The organism is Porticoccus litoralis, assembly GCF_030676955.1.
GTDB classification, from domain to species: Bacteria; Pseudomonadota; Gammaproteobacteria; order Pseudomonadales; family Porticoccaceae; genus Porticoccus; species Porticoccus litoralis.
Genome location: NZ_JAUUUU010000001.1, coordinates 463,547 through 480,213, shown reverse-complemented (window position 1 = coordinate 480,213; position 16,667 = coordinate 463,547). Strand labels below are relative to the sequence as shown.

General features: G+C 55.4%; 15 protein-coding genes and 3 tRNA genes. 14 read left to right on the top strand and 4 right to left on the bottom strand.

What is annotated here, in order from left to right; translation table 11 throughout:
* Positions 1–25 precede the first annotated feature (25 nt).
* From Q8A57_RS02425 to Q8A57_RS02375, 11 genes are all read left to right on the top strand, one after another.
* Positions 26–1,696 carry a glutamine--tRNA ligase/YqeY domain fusion protein gene (locus tag Q8A57_RS02425; protein ID WP_305169329.1) on the top strand — a complete coding sequence of 557 codons (1,671 nt, stop codon included), beginning with the start codon at positions 26–28 and terminating at the stop codon, positions 1,694–1,696.
* Positions 1,697–1,769: 73 nt separating this feature from the next.
* Positions 1,770–3,167, top strand: a complete 1,398-nt coding sequence (cysS, locus tag Q8A57_RS02420; RefSeq protein ID WP_305169328.1) for a cysteine--tRNA ligase — start codon at positions 1,770–1,772, stop codon at positions 3,165–3,167.
* A 39-nt stretch (positions 3,168–3,206) separates the two neighbouring features.
* Positions 3,207–4,091 carry a radical SAM protein gene (locus tag Q8A57_RS02415; RefSeq protein WP_305169327.1) on the top strand — a complete coding sequence of 295 codons (885 nt, stop codon included), beginning with the start codon at positions 3,207–3,209 and terminating at the stop codon, positions 4,089–4,091.
* Between the two features lie 31 nt (positions 4,092–4,122).
* On the top strand, positions 4,123–4,605 hold the full coding sequence (locus tag Q8A57_RS02410; protein ID WP_305169326.1) for a hypothetical protein: 483 nt from the start codon (positions 4,123–4,125) through the stop codon (positions 4,603–4,605).
* Between the two features lie 78 nt (positions 4,606–4,683).
* Complete coding sequence (locus Q8A57_RS02405; RefSeq protein ID WP_305169325.1) at positions 4,684–5,472, top strand: M90 family metallopeptidase; 789 nt, start codon at positions 4,684–4,686, stop codon at positions 5,470–5,472.
* Between the two features lie 130 nt (positions 5,473–5,602).
* Complete coding sequence (locus Q8A57_RS02400; protein ID WP_305169324.1) at positions 5,603–6,103, top strand: hypothetical protein; 501 nt, start codon at positions 5,603–5,605, stop codon at positions 6,101–6,103.
* A gap of 258 nt (positions 6,104–6,361) precedes the next feature.
* On the top strand, positions 6,362–6,913 hold the full coding sequence (locus Q8A57_RS02395; protein WP_305169323.1) for a GNAT family N-acetyltransferase: 552 nt from the start codon (positions 6,362–6,364) through the stop codon (positions 6,911–6,913).
* Positions 6,914–7,004: 91 nt separating this feature from the next.
* The gene (locus Q8A57_RS02390; RefSeq protein WP_305169322.1) at positions 7,005–8,042 is read left to right on the top strand and encodes a M48 family metallopeptidase; all 1,038 of its coding nucleotides are present in this window, start codon (positions 7,005–7,007) and stop codon (positions 8,040–8,042) included.
* 309 nt (positions 8,043–8,351) lie between these two features.
* Positions 8,352–8,828, top strand: a complete 477-nt coding sequence (locus tag Q8A57_RS02385; protein ID WP_305169321.1) for an NYN domain-containing protein — start codon at positions 8,352–8,354, stop codon at positions 8,826–8,828.
* 49 nt (positions 8,829–8,877) lie between these two features.
* A complete protein-coding gene (locus tag Q8A57_RS02380; RefSeq protein WP_305169320.1) occupies positions 8,878–9,294 on the top strand; it encodes a YqaA family protein in 417 nt (138 codons plus the stop codon).
* 62 nt (positions 9,295–9,356) lie between these two features.
* Complete coding sequence (locus Q8A57_RS02375; protein ID WP_305169319.1) at positions 9,357–10,817, top strand: FGGY family carbohydrate kinase; 1,461 nt, start codon at positions 9,357–9,359, stop codon at positions 10,815–10,817.
* 15 nt (positions 10,818–10,832) lie between these two features.
* Here Q8A57_RS02375 and Q8A57_RS02370 read toward each other — a convergent pair whose 3' ends face one another.
* From Q8A57_RS02370 to folD, 3 genes are all read right to left on the bottom strand, one after another.
* Positions 10,833–12,044, bottom strand: coding sequence for a glycerol-3-phosphate dehydrogenase/oxidase (locus Q8A57_RS02370; protein WP_305169318.1), 1,212 nt, complete (start codon positions 12,042–12,044; stop codon positions 10,833–10,835).
* 2 nt (positions 12,045–12,046) lie between these two features.
* On the bottom strand, positions 12,047–12,787 hold the full coding sequence (locus Q8A57_RS02365; RefSeq protein ID WP_305169317.1) for a glycerophosphodiester phosphodiesterase family protein: 741 nt from the start codon (positions 12,785–12,787) through the stop codon (positions 12,047–12,049).
* An 83-nt stretch (positions 12,788–12,870) separates the two neighbouring features.
* The gene (gene folD / locus Q8A57_RS02360) at positions 12,871–13,716 is read right to left on the bottom strand and encodes a bifunctional methylenetetrahydrofolate dehydrogenase/methenyltetrahydrofolate cyclohydrolase FolD (RefSeq protein WP_305169316.1); all 846 of its coding nucleotides are present in this window, start codon (positions 13,714–13,716) and stop codon (positions 12,871–12,873) included.
* 165 nt (positions 13,717–13,881) lie between these two features.
* Here folD and Q8A57_RS02355 point away from each other — a divergent pair.
* The 3 genes from Q8A57_RS02355 (at position 13,882) to Q8A57_RS02345 (ending at position 14,182) form a co-directional block, all read left to right on the top strand.
* Positions 13,882–13,958: transfer RNA gene (locus Q8A57_RS02355), tRNA-Pro, on the top strand.
* 40 nt (positions 13,959–13,998) lie between these two features.
* Positions 13,999–14,075 (top strand) — tRNA-Arg (locus Q8A57_RS02350).
* Between the two features lie 31 nt (positions 14,076–14,106).
* Positions 14,107–14,182, top strand: a tRNA-His gene (locus Q8A57_RS02345).
* Between the two features lie 93 nt (positions 14,183–14,275).
* Here Q8A57_RS02345 and Q8A57_RS02340 read toward each other — a convergent pair.
* Positions 14,276–16,588 (bottom strand): Tex family protein, encoded by a 2,313-nt coding sequence (locus tag Q8A57_RS02340; protein ID WP_305169315.1) that lies wholly within the window; start codon positions 16,586–16,588, stop codon positions 14,276–14,278.
* Positions 16,589–16,667 lie beyond the last annotated feature (79 nt).

The following is a 16,667-nucleotide window of genomic DNA, read 5'->3' as shown; positions in this document are numbered from 1 at the left end:
GGGATGGCCACGACGGCCCGGCAGTATGGCAGACGACAGCAAACCGCTCAATTTCATTCAGCAGATCATTACCCGCGACCTCGACGAGGGTACGGTCAATAAAGTCGTGACCCGCTTCCCGCCGGAGCCCAACGGCTACCTGCATATTGGTCATGCCAAATCCATCTGCCTCAACTTTGGTCTGGCGGCCCAGTTCGGCGGCGCCTGCAACCTGCGCTTTGATGACACCAACCCGGAAAAGGAAGAAGACGAATACGTTCAGGCCATTATTGAGGACGTGCGTTGGCTCGGTTTCCAGTGGGATGGCGAGATCCGCTATGCCTCCAATTATTTCGACCAGTTGTATGCCTGGGCACAGCAACTGATCCGTGAGGGCAAGGCTTTTGTCTGTGAGCTGAATGCCGAGCAGATGCGTGAATACCGTGGCACCCTCAAGGAACCGGGCAAACCCAGCCCCATGCGCGACCGCCCGGCGGAGGAAAGCCTGGCGCTGTTGGAGCAGATGAAAAACGGCGAAATCGACGAAGGCCGCATGACCCTGCGGGCCAAAATTGATATGGCATCGCCCAACATCAACCTGCGCGACCCGGTGCTGTACCGCATCAAGAAACGCGCCCATCACCGCACCGGTGATAAATGGAACATCTACCCGTCCTACGATTTTGCACACGGGCAGGAGGACGCCATTGAGGGTGTCACCCATTCCATCTGCACCCTGGAATTTGCCGCCAACCGCCCTCTCTATGAGTGGTTTATCGAAAACCTGCCGGTGCCTTCCAAACCCCACCAGTACGAGTTTGGTCGCCTCAACCTCAATTACAACATCACCAGCAAGCGCAAACTCAAGCAGCTGGTGGATGAGAACCACGTGGACGGCTGGAATGACCCACGCATGCCGACCATTTCCGGGCTGCGCCGTCGCGGCGTACCCCCTGCGGCCATTCGCAACTTCTGCGACAGCCTTGCCGTGGCCAAAACCGACGGCGTGGTGGACATGGCCCAGTTCGAACACTTTATCCGCGATGACCTGAACGACAACGCCGCCCGCGCCATGTGCGTACTCAAGCCGTTGAAAGTCACGCTGACCAACGTGCCTGAGGGCGAAGTGGAAATGCTCTCCGCCCCCTGTCACCCCAACCGCGATGATCTAGGTGAGCGCCAGTTGCCATTCACTCGGGAAATCTATATTGACCGCGAAGACTTCAATGAAGACAGCTCGTTGTCTCGCAAAAAATTCAAGCGGCTGGTGCCCGGCGAGTGGGTGCGGCTGCGCGGCGCTTATGTGATTCAGGCCAACGACTTTGTCAAAGACGACAGCGGTGAGATTGTTGAGATCATTGCGGAAATTATTCCCGGCACCATCGGCGAGGACCCGCCCGAAGGTATCCGCCCCCGTGGCGTCATTCACTGGGTCTCCGCCACAGAGTGTGTGGACTGCGAGGTGCGTCTATACGACCGCCTGTTCAGCGATCCGTCCCCGGAAGCGGGTGACCGCAACTTCCTCGATTTTATCAACCCGGAGTCGCTACAGATTCTACAGGGCTGCAAGGGTGAAATCGGTCTGGCGGAAGCCGGTGTGGGAGACCACTACCAGTTTGAGCGGGAAGGCTATTTCTGTCTCGACAGCGGCTACAGCAGCGCCGACAAACCGGTATTCAATCGCACCATTGGCCTGCGGGATACCTGGAAAAGCTGAGTAACTATTCCAAACATTACTGAATTCACAACGGGCTGCACCGTGGCCCGACAAACCGAAAGAACTGAGTACCATGGCACTGACACTGTATAACACCCTGACGCGGCAGAAAGAGGTTTACAAACCCATCGAGGCCGGAAAAATCCGCATGTATGTGTGCGGTATTACCGTCTACGACTACTGCCATATCGGTCATGCGCGGGTCATGGTGTCGTTTGATGTCATCACCCGTTACCTGCGCTCTCAGGGTTGGGATGTCACCTACGTGCGCAATATCACTGACGTGGACGACAAGATTCTCAACCGCGCCATTGAAAATGGCGAGTCGTTTACCGATCTTACCGACCGCATGATCGATGCCATGCACGAAGACGAGGATGCCCTCGGCGTGCTGCGCCCGGATATTGAGCCGCGCGCCACCGGCCATATGGACGATATTCTCGACATGGTGCAGATTCTGGTGGATAACCATTACGCCTACGTGGCGGACAATGGCGATGTTTACTACCGTATCAGCCGCTTCCCCGAATACGGCAAACTGAGCAACAAGAATCCTGAAGACCTGCTGGCCGGTGCCCGGGTTGAGGTGGGTGACATCAAGGAAGACCCGAGGGATTTTGCCCTGTGGAAAAGCGCCAAGCCCGGCGAAGTGAGCTGGGATTCCCCCTGGGGTCCCGGTCGTCCCGGTTGGCACATTGAATGTTCTGCCATGTCCATCTGCTGTCTGGGGGAGACCTTCGATATCCACGGCGGAGGCCCGGACTTGCCGTTCCCCCACCACGAAAACGAAATTGCCCAGAGCGAAGCCGCCACCGGCAAGCAGTACGTTAATTACTGGATGCATGCCGGTGCCGTGCGTGTGGACGACGAGAAAATGTCCAAGTCCCTCGGTAACTTCTTCACCATCCGCGAAGTGCTGAAAAAATATCACCCGGAAGTGGTGCGCTACTTCCTGCTGTCCAGCCACTACCGCAGCCCCATCAACTATTCGGAAGAAAATCTGATTGAGGCCAAGGGCGGGCTGGAACGTTTCTATACCGCGCTACGCCCCTTCGCCGATGTGCAGCCCGTTGCGCTGGACACATTGAAAGACAGCGACTACTACCAGCGCTTTGTGACCGCCATGGATGACGACTTCAACACCCGCGAAGCGCTGGCGGCCATGTATGACCTTGTCAGGGATATCAACACCCAGGCCAAGACTGATGAGGCACGGGCGCGCCAACTGGTGGCGGAACTGAAAGCCATGGCGGGTATCTTTGGTATTCTCGATGCCGACCCCGAAGCCTTCCTTCAAGGTGGGGGCGAGGGTGACCTCGATGCTGCACAGATCGAAGCACTGATCGTTGAGCGCGCCGACGCCAAGAAAAATCGCGACTTTGCGCGTGCCGATCAGATTCGTGAAGATCTGCTCGCGCAGGGTGTAGTATTGGAAGACTCTCGCGAAGGCACTACCTGGCGCAGGGAATAATTGTTGTAAATAGATACAGAGCAGGGGAGGTAAAGATAATTGTTTAGCTATATCGAACCTGTATTTCGTCCCCCCAGCGAAGCCCGCTCACTGATCATACAGGTGACTAACGGCTGCTCCTGGAACAACTGCACCTTCTGCGAGATGTACACCGCACCGCAGAAAAAATTCAGCGTCAAACCCCAATCCGATATCGAAAGCGAACTACAACAGGTGGCTGCCAGCGGCTACCCGGTGCGCCGGGTATTTCTGGCCGATGGCGACGCCATGACATTGTCCTTCCGCCGCCTCAGGGAAATCCTGCTGGCTATCCGCCAATATCTGCCGAACGTGCAGCGTATCTCCTCCTACTGCCTGCCCCGCAACCTGAAAAACAAATCTGTCGAGGAACTGGCGGAGCTGCAACAGCTCGGCCTCAGCCTGATGTACGTGGGCTGCGAATCCGGCGACGATCTGGTGCTGGAAAAAATTGATAAGGGCGAAACCTACGCCTCGTCACTGGACGCCCTGCACAAGATCAAGCAGGCGGGCATGAAAAGCTCGGTGATGATTCTCAATGGCCTCGGTGGCCAGCAATATTCCGAACAGCACGCGATAAATTCAGCGAAGTTGATGAACGACACCCAGCCAGAATTCCTATCCACCCTGGTGGTGAGTTTCCCGATGGGTGAAGAGCGCTTTCAGCAAGGGTTTGGCGGCGAATACCAACCGTTGACTCAGCGGCAACTGTTTGGAGAAATGGAAATACTGCTGGATACCCTGCAACTGGAGCGCACCGTGTTCCGCAGTGACCACGCCTCCAACTACCTGATACTGAAAGGCACCCTCAACCGCGATAAAGAGCAGTTGCTGCAGCAGGTGCGTACAGCGATTCACCAGCCCGGAGTAATCTCCCTAAGGCAGGAATGGGAAAGGGGGTTGTAGATGAATGTTAATGGATTGCGAGAATATCTATATGAATGGTTTCAATGAAAAAATTAAAAGAGTGCTTTCTTTTGTTGCACCATTTTTTCAACAGTATTTGTCAAAAAATGATTCCAAAGGAATACATGAGTTACTGAAAGCGATTGCTTATGGGCAAGGAGGTATCTCATTTGGGTTTATTCTTAGTAATCTAGCAAGCCCAGATTTAGTTATGTTTGGCTTGATTTTAATATGTCCAATTTTTCTGTCACTTGGTTTGGGACTTTCGCTTTTAGCTATAAATTCTAGCGAAGATGGATATCTTTTATCGGTTGTCCTTTTTTGCCTTTTAATTGCTACTGTAATTCATTTGATTTGTCTTTTCTTTTTGCTTTTAAGTGGCTCTTTTTGGCTTTCACTTGCACTTGTCATAGGTGTTTGGTTATCAATGTGGTTGCTCAGCTATGTTCTGGTTACGTACTACGAAATCAAGCCAAAAAGTGAAAGTATGACGGTTAAAGCGAATGGTGAATGAAATCAATATCAAAGAAAAAACTATTTCTTCTTCCAATCTTTCAGACAGTTATCTGAAGTTAGATATAGTGCACTAAATATGTTTAACCGACTGCGCAACTGGCTGGAAAACCGCCGCATTAAAAAAATGGGTTTTACCGCCGAGCAGTGGGAGTCCGCCATTGCCGACTGGCCGGTGATGCATCGCTATCAGGGTGCCGAGCGCGACGCCCTGCGGAATATGTGCTTCCGCTTTCTGGTGCGCAAAACCTTCGCTTCCGGCAGCGGCTTTCAATTCACCGATGCCATGTGCCTGAAGGTCGCCACCATGGCCTGCGTGCCGGTGCTGCATCTTGGTTTGGACTGGTATGACCGCTGGAAGACGGTGATTCTCTACGAAGATGCTTTTGTACCGAACCGCCCCTATCGCACCGAGGATGGCGTCGAGCATTCCCGGGGACCGGGGCTGAGTGGCGAAGCCTGGTATCGGGGGCCGGTGATTTTGTCCTGGCAGGATATTTGCGAAACCGGTGCCCATACCCGCCACGGTAAGGCCAATAATGTGGTGATTCACGAGTTGGCCCACAAGCTGGATATGCTGCGGGATGGCGCCAACGGCGCGCCGCCGATGCACCCGGATATGCGCCCTGGTGAGTGGCACGATATTTTTACCGCGGCCTGGGATCGCCTGCAAAATGATTGGCGACACCACCGAACATTACCCCTCGATGATTACGCCTTGACCAGTCCAGCGGAATTCTTTGCGGTGTGCAGCGAGGCCTTTTTCGAGGCCCCGGAAAACATGCGGGAAGAAATGCCCGAAGTGTATCGGCTGCTCTGTCAGTTCTATCGTCAGCAGCCGCTGCCATTGGCAATCTCAGGGCTTTGATTAATTCATGACAAACCTAGCCCGGTATTGTTCTTGGCTAGTGCCTCTTGGGTTGAAGGTAGTTGTGATTAACAGCTACGATTCTGGCAAAAAGCAGTAGGGAAAAATACTAATAAAAGGATTCGTGACATTGAGCGAAGATATAGAAAATACAGATATCAGTTACTACGTTGACGCAACTCCCGAGTTATTGGGTAAAGTCGATAAGCTCGGAGAATTTCTTACTCCCGAGACCTTTGTTGGCAGCATAGATGGGTTTTGGTCTATGCATCAGCCGGGTAGTCGCAATCCCCGCAGAGCATCCCAGTATTACCGGGTGACGGGATTTCGAGGTGACGTGATTTTCTTTGATCGGAGCTGGGTTGTGGTTGGCGACGCTGACTATTCTGTTAACGGTCGGCCGGGAGTTGAACCCTATTCTGTAGAATACACCTACCAGACCGATGAGCTGAGAATAGACTTCGGCGCTTTTACCTTTAATGTTGCAAATGTCAGCTCACCGAATTCACCGGTTCAATTGCGCTATGACATTGCCAACAGAAAAGTCATTTTTATCGTGCGAAGTCGATTTGCGGCTACTACCCCCGGCAATACCTTTATGGAAAAAAGTTCTTACCTGAAAATCGAGTAAACCTCTAGCTCAGGTTACCGCTTCGTGTGTTAGGGGGCTGGAAATCCATTGTTGTGCAGACGAATCACGCTGTCACCGGTCAGTATTAAGAGCGCTACTGGCTGTGCGAAGGGCTACGCTTAAACGATGAGACTGCATTTTTGTTACTGGCCATTAACGGGCGGCATTGGTTTGCGTCGCCGGTTTGCCCTGTTGCGAAAGCCTTGCCTCGGCGGCGAACCGGGTGGTCAGTACGTACCCGTTTAGGTGGCTTGCCAGATGGATGCGACGCCGGAATCACTGCGCAGCTTTTTTGCCCGCGATCAATTGCGTAATGGCAGAGGGTTGCTGATACGCGCCATCAACCCCCAGGACAAGGACGTGTTGCAGGAGGGGTTGCACCGCCTTAGCGCCGAATCTTCCTATTGCCGCTTCTTCCATTTCAAGAATGACCTGTCGTTACAGGAGCTGAAAGACTTCACCGAGCCGGATTTTGACCGCCATGTGGCGCTGGTTGCTGTGGATGAAGATCTGGAACTGGTGGTTGGCGTGACGCGTTATTTCCGTTGCGATGACCTACCGCTAAGAACCGCAGAAATTACCCTGGCGGTGGAAGATGAATACCACGGTCTCGGCGTGGGCTCGTTGTTGCTGGGTCATCTGGTGGATATTGGCCGTGCGGCAGGATATCGGGAGTTTCGTGCCGCCGTGCTTGGCGAAAACTACAAAATGCTGGATGTGCTCTACAACATGAATTTGCCACTGAGGCGCTCTATGGAAGGCAATACCGTAGAGGTGCACCTTTCACTCGACCAACCGCCGGTGATCTGACATGTCTGGTTCAGCCTGGTTTTCAGTCAATAGGAAAACGGTTTCACCCGCATCGTCGGGAGCTGGTGGCCGGTATGTGTGGCCGCTGTTAATGGCAGTTCTGTTTCTGCTTGGGGGTGTGGGTTGTGCTCCGACTACCAAGATAGCCCGCCCAGCAGGGAGCGATGTGTTGGAGGAGCAGCAGTGGCAGCGCATTGAGGCGGAAAAGGTTTACCTGGAGCGCAACGCGCACTTACAGGACCTGGCGTGGCGGATAAGAACGGCGGGCGTGCCGTTGTGCCCCGACGATAATATCCGGTCGGTGGGTTGGGTGTGGAAAGATACTGCCACGTTGGATAAAAAAGACAGAACCCTGTTTTCAGGGGTATACGGACTCAAGGATGGGATTGTTATAAGCCACGTCATCTTCGGGAGTCCGGCGGCCTATGCTGGCTTACGGGAGTTGGATGTGATCCGTTCGGTGAATGGGGTGACGATACCGGCAGCTAACGCCTCGGAGGTATTTGTGAAGTCCCTAGAGGCGGTGTCCATGCCGATGTCGCAACAGCATCTGGTGTTGGAGGTAGAGCGGGACGATCAGCGTGTGACACTGGATATCGTGCCGGTAACCACCTGCTCCTTCCCGGTGGTGCTGATAAAGGATGATGACCTGAACGCCGCAGCGGATGGGAGGGCCACTTATATCACTGCGGGTATGTATCGGTTTGCTGAGTCCGACGAGGAATTGATGACGGTCATCGCCCATGAGTTCGCCCATAACAGCGAGGGGCATATTGAGAAACGCACTGGCAACTACCTGTTGGGCAGTATCTTCGACATCATTGCCGCCGGTTACGGGGTCAATACCCAGGGTACTTTCGGCAATGTGGGTGGCAGCCTCTACAGCCAGGATTTTGAGCGCGAGGCAGATTATGTGGGCATGTATTACCTGGCCAATGCGGGTGTGGATACCGAAGTCGTCAATGCGTTCTGGCGGCGCATGGCGATTGAGCACCCGGAAGGCATCCGTGAACACTACAACAGCTCTCACCCGTCCACGGCGGAACGCTGGGCCAATCTCAAGGCGACCCATGAAGAGATTGAGCAGAAGCTGGTGAGTGAAGGGGTATTGCTGCCGGAACGGAAATAATCCACATAACACGTATTTCACCCGCCGATGGTGTTAACCAACGCCGCACTCTTTGATATCTGGGGTCTTCAACCCACTCTCACGGTGGAACGCTTTACTGATCTGCCTGAACAATTCAGCAAGTAAGCCAAAGGATATAACCCATACTCAGCTTCGCCGGACCTGGTAACCCGGCGCAGACGGTGGCTATTGGCGATTCCTGCAGTGTTATTTTTTCTCAGATTGGAGCTATCAGGTTCAGTGTGGGTATCACTCTTGGGTGTGTTGTCGTAGCCTTGCCCACTCAAATCAGAATACCGGTAGTGATTCATGCAGAAAGTTCTTTTGTTGGTGGATGTGCAAAACGTCTATTACACCGTCAGACAGGTATACGGCTGCAATTTCGATTACAACGCGTTCTGGTCCCGGGCCACTGCCGGGCGAGAGGTGGTTAAGGCCTTTGCCTACGCCACGGAGCGGGGTGACCAAAAGCAGCGGGAATTTCAGAATATTCTGCGGGCCATTGGTTTTGAGGTGAAACTCAAAAATTTCATCCAACGTGTCGATGGTTCGGCCAAGGGCGACTGGGATGTGGGCATTACCATTGATGCCATGGAATATGCCGGGGGCGTAGACGCCGTAGTGCTGGTTTCCGGCGATGGCGACTTTGACCTGCTGGCGCATAAACTGCGGGAAGATAAAAACAAAAAGGTTGAGGTGTATGGCGTGCCCGGCCTGACCGCTGCTGCACTGATCAATGCCGCCAGTGAATTTATTCCCATCGACGACGGGCTGCTGCTGCGTTGAGTATCGGAATCGGCAGTACAGGGAGTGTTGCTCTGGAGCAGAGGCCTTGATGTATTTCCTGATGTTTATCAGTGCACTGGGGGCGGGTTCGTTGCTGCCTTTTTATTCAGAAGTGGCACTGGTTACCTTTCTCGACGACGGCAACCCGATGTTGCTCTGGCTGGTGGCAACGGTGGGCAATACCTTGGGTGCCGCGCTGAACTGGGGGATAGGCCGTTACCTGATCCATTTTGAAAATCGTTCCTGGTTTCCGTTCAAGCCGGTAAAACTGCACCGGGCCCAACATTGGTTCCAGCGTTACGGGGTATGGAGCCTGCTGTTGGCCTGGGTGCCCGTGGTGGGCGATCCGCTGACATTTGTGGCAGGTGTCATGCGGGTGAATCTGGGACTGTTTTTACTGCTGACGGCCATCGGTAAAGGCCTGCGCTACCTGATAGTGATCGTCCTGTATCTCAACCTGATCTGACTACGCGGTAGAAATCGCGCTCTAACAACACTCGTCGCTCAAAACTTTGCTTTAATGAAAACATGAATGATTTTCTCTATCTGGTGATGGATCAGGGTGGGCAAAGCAGCCGGGTGCTGGTTTTTGATGCCGTGGGCAGGCAACGGTTGTTACTGCGCGAACCGGTACAGACCCGGCACCCCATGCCGGGGCGGGTGGAACAGGACCCGGTTGAGGTGGTGGCCTCCATTCGCAGGTTGCTGGATAAGCTCCCCGATCAATTGGGGGCAGACATTCACAGGCTTAAAGCGGCGGCGCTGGTAACCCAGCGCTCAAGTCTGGTGTGTTGGGACCGGGAGACAGCAGCGCCCCTGTCGCCGGTGTTGAGTTGGCAGGACACCCGGGCTGCCAAGTATATGGAAACACTGTCGTTGAGTGATGAGGAAATAGCCCTACACACGGGTCTGCGACCCAATGCACATTACGGAGCCAGCAAGCTGCGCTGGTGTCTGGATACCATTCCCGGGGTGAAGGCGGCGCTGTGGGAACAGCGTCTGGCTTGTGGGCCTTTGGCCAGTTACCTGCTGTACGCCCTGACCCGACAACATCACTTTGCGGTGGACCCTGGCAATGCCCAGCGGACATTGTTGTGGCACTTGCCTTCGGGGGATTGGGATGAAGTCCTGCTGGCGCAGTTTGATATTCCAAAATCTATTCTTCCTCCGTTACAACCCAGCGCCAGCGACTTTGGTGACCTGCAGATTGGCGACCTCCAGTTACCTGTCGCACTGCTCAATGGTGATCAAAATGCCGCCTTTTTCAGCCAGGGAGAATTGCCCGGGGAGCAGGTGACCATCAATGCCGGAACCGGAGCGTTTATAGCCGTGCGCTGTGCTCCCGCGGTATCAGCTCCGGCGGGACTTCTGAAGACGCTAATTTTCGAAACAGGGACTGAAGCAGAATCGGCGCGCTGGTTTGTGGTGGAAGGAACGGTTAATGGTGCAGCCAGTGCGCTGGAATTACAGGCGGCGGAACTGGGTGTTGCCGATTATCAGCGGAGTCTCGATCAGTGGCTGAAATCCGAAACCGTCATCCCGCTTTTCTTAAATGGCGTGGGAGGGCTGGGTGCACCCTATTGGCGGGGAGATTTCTGTAGTCGATTTGTCGATCTCGATGCCAATAACAATAAGGCCGCCTTGGTGGCGGTGCTGGAAAGTATCGTCTTCCTGTTGATGGTAAATCTGCTGCGCATTCGCGACTGGCGGGGTGAGCAGGAGCCGCTGACCCGCATACTGGTGGGGGGTGGCCTGTCGCAACTGGATGGTTTCTGTCAGCGGCTCGCGGATTTGTCCGGACTGCCAGTAATACGCAGTGCGGACACGGAAGCCACCGGCAGGGGGGCAGCATTTCTGTTGGCGGGCCAGCCGGGGGATTGGCTGGTTTATCCCGGGGATGAATTTTGCCCAGGAGAAAATGCCGAACTGGCGGGCCGTTTTCAGCACTGGTTACAACGGATGGCCGAGGCTACGGCCAAACCTCTGTAGAAATACCTCGGTGGGTTACGATTTGGGCTCTTCGCAAAGGCGTATGTGTTGGGTGTCGGCGATGTGGTTGGCGCGACCCAACTGCTTCTCGACACGTTGCAGCACTTTTTCCGCTGTAGCCCGGTAACCGGTGAGTTTGCCGCCGTAGATGGCCAGGTAACCGTTACTTTCAACAAACTGAACTTCGCGACTGCGCAGGTGAAATCCCGTCGCTTCTTTGGGTAAGACCTTTTTGGGTAAAACCCTGAGTCCGGCCATTTCGCCGCAGACTTGCCCGGGGTAGTCCGGGAAATAATGGTGAAGCACCTCAAGCAGATACTGCCTTTCCTCATCTTTGACCGCGGTGTTATCCGGGTTGTTGTCAAAAGCGGTTTCAGTGGTGCCGAGCAGGGTGCCGTCGTACCAGGGCACCACAAACACCGCGCGACCATCGCTGGGGGCTTCCAGATAGAAACACTGCTCGCTGATCTTTTGATCCAGGATGAGGTGCGCTCCCTGAACCAGGTCAATATCGATGATCTGTGGCTGGGGGGTAATAGCGCGGGCAAGCAAATTGATCCAGGGGCCTGCGGCGTTGACCAGCAAGCGACAATGGATCGTTTCGATACCCGCAGTAGTTTCCAGCTCTACCCGGTAGCCCTGCGGTGTTTGTGTGGCAGACCGCAGTGTGGCAGGACAACGGGTATCAGCCCCGAGGGATTGGGCGGAGCGGACCACGGCTTCAGTCAGGCGGGTGTCGTCGGTCTGAGCATCCCGGTAGCGGAAAACCTTCTGGAGTCCTTCTGTTTTGAGGCCACACAGGGACGACCAGTCTGCCGACGGGACCACTTCAAAGCGGCCTTCGCTGCTGCAGCCGGTTAGCAGCCAGTAGAGTGTCAGTCCTGCGCGGATTTGCCAGGGACGGTAGGTGGAATCGTGGTAAATGGGGATGCTAAACCAGTTGCTGTGTACCAACTCCGGCGCCAGCTTCAGGAGCAGACTGCGCTCTTTCAGGCTTTCTCTCACCAGTGAAAAATCACCGCTTTGTAAATAGCGCAGGCCGCCGTGAATCAATTTGCTGGATTTGCTGGATGTGCCCGCCGCCCAGGCGGTTTTTTCAACAATGAGTGTTTGGTAACCGGCAGCCTGTGTGGCCTGGGCCACGCCAGCACCCTGAATGCCGCCGCCGACCACCAGTACATCGACGGTGGTTTCAGAGGTGGAGGAGGTGGGTGAAATAGCGTCCAAGCTCAGAGCGCCCGGTGGGCCAGATTTTCCAACAGACCACCGATATCGAAGGTCTCCACCATATCGGCCCCGCGGTCAAACCAGGCAATGGCCTGATCCGGGTCTTCCACTTCGTAGATTACCCAGGTGGGCGTGATTTCATCCATAGAAGAGCCTTCCGGCACTTTGTCCGTATCACAGAAGATAAACTCTGGTTGGATACGTTGCATCAGATTGCCCTGACGTTCTTCCCAATCCTTCAGTACCAGCCCCAGTCTGGGGAAGCCCTGCTGGTGGGCATAGTCGATAAATTCATCACTGAAGCTGATCAGTACGCACTGATCCCTGACCGGGGTGAGTATCTTGCTGACGATGTCATAGGCCGCTTCCAGGCCCACAATGTGCAGGCCGCTGCGTTTCATTTCGATAAAGGCGGTGACCTCCGGATGTTCCTCCAGCAGGCTGACCAGATCGCAGAGGGGTGTGATGGTCTGGTTAATAAACTGGTCGCCAAGGCGTTCCGGCTCATGGGCAGAGCGGCTCACCAGTTCGTCGAGGGTCAGCAGGTGTACCGCATTCTCCTCACCGCTGATGCGTGTCATGAGGTTGTCGTGATACAGCACGGGCTGCTGATCGGCGCTGAACAGGATATCGGTTTCGATAAAGTGCGCGCCGGCATCAATGGCCGCCGCCATGCCTAATAGCGTGTTTTCAGGGTAGTGTTTGGGGTAACCCCGGTGGGCTACCAGTCGATCCGCGAGCATGGCTGTTTTCCCTTCCGTTCTGTTCCTATCCTAGTCCAGTCGGACGGGAAGTCACAGCCCTGTCGCTTTGGTGAGTTGGCCGATCAGGCCATCTTTTTCTCGCCGGCGTCCACGGATTGCAGAATCAGAGTGTTGATGGTCATGGGGCCGACACCGCCGGGAACCGGGGTCAGTGCGGCTGCTCTGTCGTGCAGTGGGGCCAGTTCGATATCGCCAACCCCACCCGGGTGATAGCCAGCATCGACAACCACTGCGCCATCCTTGATCCATTCCGCCTTGATAAATTCCGGTTTGCCTACAGCGCCCACCACGATGTCGGCAGTGGCGATCATAGCTGGCAGGTTTTCAGTGCGGGAATGACAAATCGTCACCGTGGCGTTGGCATTCAGCAGCATCATCGCCATCGGCTTGCCGAGAATAGGGCTACGGCCTACCACCACGGCGTGCTTGCCTGACAGGGGAATATCGTAAGCTTCCAGCAAGCGCATGATGCCTTGGGGTGTCGCCGAGCCGTAGGCGAATTCACCCATGGCCATGCGACCAAAGCCGAGGCAGGTGACGCCATCCACGTCTTTTTCCAGGGCGATGCTGTCAAAACAGAGGCGCTCGTCAATCTGTTCCGGTACCGGGTGTTGCAGCAGAATACCGTGGCAGTTGGGGTTGGCATTTAACTCTTCAATCTTGGCCAGCAGTTGTTCGGTTGTGGTGGATTCCGGCATCTCCACGGCAATGGATTCCATACCCACCCGTTTGCAGGCATTTTGTTTCATGCGCACGTAAGTGGCGGAGGCTGGGTCGCCGCCCACCAGGATGGTGGCCAGGATCGGCGTCTGACCGCCACTTTTCTCTTTCAGGGCGTTAACGCGCTCACTCAGTGCGGCTTCGGTTTTCTGTGCGACGGCTTTGCCATCGAGGATGAGTGCGGCCATGGTTGGTTAAGCTCCTGATTGGATAGTGAAAGCCGGGCATTTTCGCACTTCGCTTCGTTCCTGTGAAGGGAATCGCCACCCCCTTATTGAGGGGCTTTTTCATTGACGAGGCTGGTCGTCGCCAGTATTATGCGCACCTCTCGAAAGAGGGCACTTGAGTGATAACGGGGAATAGCGCAGTCTGGTAGCGCGCCTGCTTTGGGAGCAGGATGTCGGGGGTTCGAATCCCTCTTCCCCGACCAACCTCACTCATGCGTCAAAATGCGATAGAGTATGTGTTGAGCGCCCGTAGCTCAGCTGGATAGAGCAACGGCCTTCTAAGCCGTCGGTCGCAGGTTCGAATCCTGCCGGGTGCGCCATCCAACGCTTGAACGCAGCAATAGACCAATGGTGGCTGTAGCTCAGTTGGTAGAGCACAGGATTGTGATTCCTGTGGTCGCGGGTTCGATCCCCGTCAGCCACCCCACCATTCCAAAAAAAGGCGGTCTTTTCAGACCGCCTTTTTCTTTGCCCAACGCTTTAGTCGGGCATTAGTAAGGGACAGCTGTAGCCCCCCCGATCAGGACTTTTTCAATGCCTCGGCAAACAGCGCACCCAGGGTGCCGGTTTTGGCCGGTGGGTTCTGCTGTTTCCTTTGTGGCGCCTGTCTGCCACCTTTTTTATTACCTTTTCCCTCGCGATGTTCCCGTGTCGGGGTTTTCTGACCGGGCTCGTCAGACATGCGCATGCTGAGACCGATGCGTTTACGTGGAATATCCACCTCCATCACTTTGACCGTGACGATATCGCCGGTTTTCACCACTTCCCTGGGGTCTTTGACAAAACGCTCGGCCAGCGCCGAAATGTGGACCAGGCCATCCTGGTGCACGCCGATATCCACGAAGGCGCCGAAATTGGTGACGTTGGTGACGGTGCCTTCCAGTGTCATGCCCGGTTCCAGGTCTTTCAGGCTTTCAACACCGTCTTTAAAGGTGGCGGTTTTGAATTCAGGTCGCGGGTCGCGGCCCGGTTTGTCCAGCTCTTGCAGGATATCGGTAATGGTGGGCAGGCCAAACCGCTCGTTCACATACTGCTGGGGTTTGATACGGCGCAACAGGCCACTGTCGCCGATCAGGGATTGCAGGGGTTGTGCCAGGTCATTGGCCATCTGCGACACCAGCTCGTAGCTCTCGGGATGCACTGCGGAGGCATCCAAAGGATTGTCGCCATTGGCAATGCGCAGGAAACCCGCCGCCTGTTCAAAGGTTTTTTCTCCCAGTCGCGGTACCTTTTTCAGGGCGGCACGGTTGGAGAACGGGCCGTTCTCGTCCCGGAAGGCAACGATATTGTCGGCGATGGTCTGGTTGAGTCCGGCCACCCGATTCAACAGGGCTGCCGAGGCGGTGTTGACCTCCACGCCCACGGCGTTAACACAGTCTTCGACGACGGCATTGAGGCTGCGGGACAGTTCGATCTGGCTGACGTCGTGCTGGTATTGACCCACGCCGATAGATTTCGGATCGATCTTGACCAGTTCTGCCAGCGGGTCCTGCAGGCGGCGAGCAATGGAGATCGCTCCCCGGATAGTCACATCCAGATCGGGAAATTCCCGGGCGGCAAACTCCGAGGCGGAGTAGACCGAGGCCCCGGCTTCATTGACGATCACCGGTTGAATGGATAGCTCCGGGTGCCGCTTCAGCACATCTTTGACAAAACGCTCTGTCTCGCGGCTGGCGGTGCCGTTGCCGATGGCGATGAGCGTTACCTGGTGGGTCTGGCAGAGTTTCACCAGAATGGCTTCAGCCTCATGCACTTTATTCTGTGGCGGCGTGGGAAAAATGGCCCCGTGATCCAGCACCTTGCCGGTGTTATCCACCACGGCCAGTTTTACGCCGGTACGCAGGCCCGGATCGAGTCCGATAGTGACCCGCTGCCCTGCGGGGGCAGCCAGCAGTAGATCCTGCAGGTTGGTGGCAAAGACCGTAATGGCATCGGCTTCTGCACGCTCACGCAGCTCCGCCAGCAGGTCTGTTTCGATATGGGTGTGCAGTTTGATTTTCCAGGTCCAGCGCACCACTTCCGCCAGCCAGTTATCGGCGGGGCGGTTTTCATGTTTGATGCCCAGGTGAGAGGCGATCATGGTTTCACAGGGGTGCGCAGTGGTGGTTTCCGTGGGGATATCCACCCGGATGGAGAGAATGCCTTCGCGTCGACCTCGGAACATGGCCAGAGCCCGGTGGGAGGGGGTGCGCTTCCAAAGCTCGCTGTGCTCAAAATAGTCCCGGAATTTTTCGCCTTCCGTCTCCTTCCCGGTGATCACGCTGGCGCTGATCAGGGCTTCGCTGGCCAGGAATGCACGCAATTGACCCAGCAGTTCGGCTTCTTCACTGAAGCGCTCCATCAGGATGTACTTGGCGCCTTCCAGCGCTGCTTTTACATCAGGGACGCCTTTGTTGGGGTCCACAAATTCTGCGGCGCGCTGCTCCGGTTCCTGTGTTGGGTCGCTGTAGAGGATATCGGCGAGGGGTTCCAGCCCGGCCTCGATGGCAATTTGACCCTTGGTGCGCCGCTTGGGTTTGTAGGGCAGGTAAAGGTCTTCCAGCCGGGTCTTGGTATCGGCATTGAGAATGGCCTGCTTCAGTTCGGGGGTCAGCTTTCCCTGTTCCTCAATACTGCCGAGGATAGTGGTGCGGCGTTCTTCCATGTCGCGCAAATAGCCGAGGCGTTCTTCCAGTGTCCGCAACTGGGTGTCATCCAGTCCGCCGGTCACTTCCTTGCGGTAGCGTGAGATAAACGGTACCGTCGCGCCCTCGTCCAACAGTTGCACGGCGGCAGTGACTTGAGTGGTTTTGATGTTGAGTTCGTCGGCAATCTGCTGCTGAATTTTTTCCATGAGCGTAATCGGGTATTTCCTTGGCTGGTCAATCAGGTGGCGATTATGGGGTAATAGCCCCGCCTGCAACAGACTTGTT